Here is a 3916-nt window from a genome sequence, read left to right as displayed (position 1 = left end):
ATGATATTGCTTCTCTGCTGGACGGGGATAATCCAATGTGAGGTTATGCACCGCGGGGGCTTCATCCAACTGCGCTAACCAATAACTGAGCTGTTTATCTAATACCGTATCCGTTATATGCGTTCGCTGCCACTGCGCATAATCTCCATACTGTAACGCCAATTGTGGTAAAGGCTCGGCTTCACCTTGACTATAGGCTTCATACAAACGTACAAACTCATTGGTCAACACCTGCATTGACCAACCATCCGACGCGATATGATGCATATTAAAGAGTAGGACTCCTGTATCCTCTCCGGTCGCCAGATACAATACCTTTAATAGTAAGTCTTCTGCCAAGTTAAACGCGGTGGTGATAACCTCTGATATCCGTGCTTTTATTTGGGCTTGCTGCGCTTCGCCTTGTAACGACCKGAGGTCTTGATATACAACACTAAACGCCACATTTTCAGGTTCATGGATATATTGATACACCACGCCTGCTTCATCATAATAATTGGTTCTTAGCACCTCATGACGCGCAATTATCCGCTGAAAAACACGCTCAACTACAGGCAGCGATAATTCACCTTTTACAGTCAAGGCCACTGGCATGTTGTACTCTGGTGAGCCTCCTTTGAGATGATCTATAAACCATAAACGCTGCTGCGAAAATGACGTTGGTAACGTCTGGCTTTCTCTTGGATAGGCTTGAACATATATTGATACACCACGCCTGCTTCATCATAATAATTGGTTCTTAGCACCTCATGACGCGCAATTATCCGCTGAAAAACACGCTCAACTACAGGCAGCGATAATTCACCTTTTACAGTCAAGGCCACTGGCATGTTGTACTCTGGTGAGCCTCCTTTGAGATGATCTATAAACCATAAACGCTGCTGCGAAAATGACGTTGGTAACGTCTGGCTTTCTCTTGGATAGGCTTGAATCGCAGGTAATACTTGCCCTTGCTCGCTTTGCTCAATATCATTCGCCAGCGAGCGTAAGTCCTTCGCGTTAAATACCTGTTGTAATGAAATATCGACACCGTAACARCGCTGAATTTCTGACACCAAACGTATGGTGAGTAACGAATGCCCACCTAGAGTAAAGAAGTTCGCCGTTGCACTGATCTCAGCAGCTTTTATACCCAGAAGCTGTGCCCAAATACCGRCTAACTGTTGCTCAATATCACCTTCAGGGCTTACATATTCCCCTTGCAAACAACCCACATCTGCACTTGGCAATGCCCGTCTATCCACCTTGCCATTTGCCGTCAATGGCCATTCATCCACTGCAATCAGTATGCTTGGTATCATATGCTCTGGTAAATCTTGCTGTAATTCTGCCTTCAATGCCTGCAGCCAGCTTGACTCATCTATATCCAGCCCACTTTGTCGCTGCACATACCCTATTAATTGCTTCTCTCCCGCGATGTCCTTCACTATCGCCAACGCCGATGCAACGCTTGAAGCTGCATGTAAACAGGCTTCCACTTCCCCWAGCTCTATTCTGAACCCTCTTATCTTCACCTGACTGTCAACACGACCTATGAATTCTATTCTCCCATCCGGCAGGTAACGAACTAGATCTCCGGTGCGGTAGAGTCGTCTTGAGCTGCCTGCTTGTGCCTCATCATAAAATGGGTTCTCTACAAAGCGCTCCGCTGTTAGCTCTGGTTGATTCAAGTACCCAAGCGCTAACCCTGGACCGCCCACAAATAGCTCACCAATACAACCTTGAGGCACCAACTCAAAGGCTGAACTAAGTATGTAGCTAGACACATTATGCATGCCTCGCCCGATGACCTCTCGATCACTGTGAGTCAATTCGGCAAAGTGCGTATTGACCGTCGTTTCTGTTGGCCCATATGCATTCAACAGCACTCGCTTATGTTTTTGTACAAACTGCTGTAGTCGCTTCAACAGTCCTGCACCTATTAGATCACCACTAGAAATCACATCTACCGCAGGCCAAGCGCTAACCCTGGACCGCCCACAAATAGCTCACCAATACAACCTTGAGGCACCAACTCAAAGGCTGAACTAAGTATGTAGCTAGACACATTATGCATGCCTCGCCCGATGACCTCTCGATCACTGTGAGTCAATTCGGCAAAGTGCGTATTGACCGTCGTTTCTGTTGGCCCATATGCATTCAACAGCACTCGCTTATGTTTTTGTACAAACTGCTGTAGTCGCTTCAACAGYCCTGCACCWATTAGATCACCACTAGAAATCACATCTACCGCAGGTAATGTTGGTTCTGAAAGTAACGCACCTAATAATTGTGGAGTCGCATTCACAACTTGAATATCGTGTTGTTTGATTAGCTTACTCAATTCAAGGGGTGCTAATATTTGCGCTTTACTTGGAATGACCAATTTGACCCCATCAGCCAATAAGCACAACCCTTTCAAAGAWGCATCAAAGACATATGAAGAAAGCCATAGCCACGCATCCCCCATCCCTTGCGACARCACCTCGCCTTGAGCTAGAAACCCGGTATAAAAGTTCGATAACCCTTGATGTGGTGTGAGYACCCCTTTAGGCTGCCCCGTCGAGCCTGACGTATAAATCACATACGCRACATCCGACCCCGTTATCGCTACGTCTACATCCGTTGCTGCCAAACATTGCCAATCCTGAGCTATCTCATCCACCGCAACGACTTCCACAGGTAAATCCGGTAACGTCGATTTCAGCTTCTGTTGTGATAACAGCAAAGACATCCCCGTGTCCGTCGCCATATAACGTAATCGTGACTCCGGATAATGTGGGTCTAGTGGCACATAGCCACCCCCTGCTTTCAGGATCGCTAAAATACTGACCACCATCTCTATGGACCTATCCATACAAAGCCCAACCAGTGTGCCTCGCTGCACGTGATGTCTCGTCATTAAATAGCGTGCCAACTGGTTCGATTGCCTATCTAACTCACNGCGACATCCGACCCCGTTATCGCTACGTCTACATCCGTTGCTGCCAAACATTGCCAATCCTGAGCTATCTCATCCACCGCAACGACTTCCACAGGTAAATCCGGTAACGCCGATTTCAGCCTCTGTTGTGATAACAGCAAAGACATCCCCGTGTCCGTCGCCATATAACGTAATCGTGACTCCGGATAATGTGGGTCTAGTGGCACATAGCCACCCCCTGCTTTCAGGATCGCTAAAATACTGACCACCATCTCTATGGACCTATCCATACAAAGCCCAACCAGTGTGCCTCGCTGCACGTGATGTCTCGTCATTAAATAGCGTGCCAACTGGTTCGATTGCCTATCTAACTCACCATAACTCATCTTGCTGTCACCACACACGACCGCTGTCTGCATACTCTGTCGCTGAGCTTGCGCGGTAAAGTGGGAAACGATATTGCCCCATGCCTGCGTAGCATTATCACTTCGAGCATTACATTCGTGCACTAGCTGCCTAACTTCTTTTGCTGACAGCATGTCTAGCTGAGACAGCGCAATATCCCACTCACCTCGTGTGTCTGCCAGCGCTTCTAATAGCTGCTGTAAATGCGTACTTAATTGTTCTATATGTGCTTCACTAAAGAGGCTCGTATCATAGCTCCAGCTAACACCACCTCCTTGTTCATCTATGGCTAAGTCAACTTTTAAATCAAACTTTGCTTGCACTATATCTGATTGATAAGGCGCTACTTCTATTCCCGCAAGTTGCAATGGTTGATGCTCATGTAGGCCATAATCTGTATTCGTCGTCACCATAATCTGGAACAAAGGTCCATGGGCACGASTTCTTGGCACTTTCAGCTTTTCTACTAACTGCTCAAATGGAACATCTTGGTGACTTTGACCTGCTAAGTGGGTCGCTCGCACATGGGCATAATATTCCGCTAAGCTGTCATGCTGTGTATTCACCCTCAACACTAAGGTGTTTACAAAGAAGCCGATTAAAGGGGCT

At 47.0% G+C, this 3916-nt stretch carries 4 protein-coding genes; all 4 read right to left on the bottom strand.

The features are described from left to right. The coding region (locus tag DS891_RS24235) for a condensation domain-containing protein (RefSeq protein ID WP_368032286.1) at positions 1–630 on the bottom strand (630 nt) is incomplete at its 3' end. Further along, positions 627–1943 (bottom strand): phosphopantetheine-binding protein, encoded by a 1317-nt coding sequence (locus DS891_RS24230; protein WP_368032285.1) that lies wholly within the window; start codon positions 1941–1943, stop codon positions 627–629. The genes DS891_RS24235 and DS891_RS24230, both read right to left, overlap by 4 nt. A 2-nt stretch (positions 1944–1945) precedes the next feature. Then, on the bottom strand, positions 1946–2881 hold the full coding sequence (locus tag DS891_RS24225; RefSeq protein ID WP_174171172.1) for an AMP-binding protein: 936 nt from the start codon (positions 2879–2881) through the stop codon (positions 1946–1948). Positions 2882–2913: 32 nt separating this feature from the next. Then, positions 2914–3916: AMP-binding protein (locus tag DS891_RS24220; protein ID WP_174171171.1), on the bottom strand; the 1003-nt coding region annotated here is incomplete at its 5' end.

Source organism: Pseudoalteromonas sp. JC28 (assembly GCF_013319255.1).
GTDB lineage: Bacteria > Pseudomonadota > Gammaproteobacteria > Enterobacterales > Alteromonadaceae > Pseudoalteromonas.
The sequence above is the reverse complement of the archived record's forward strand: the minus strand, read 5'-3'. Positions and strand labels throughout refer to the sequence as shown.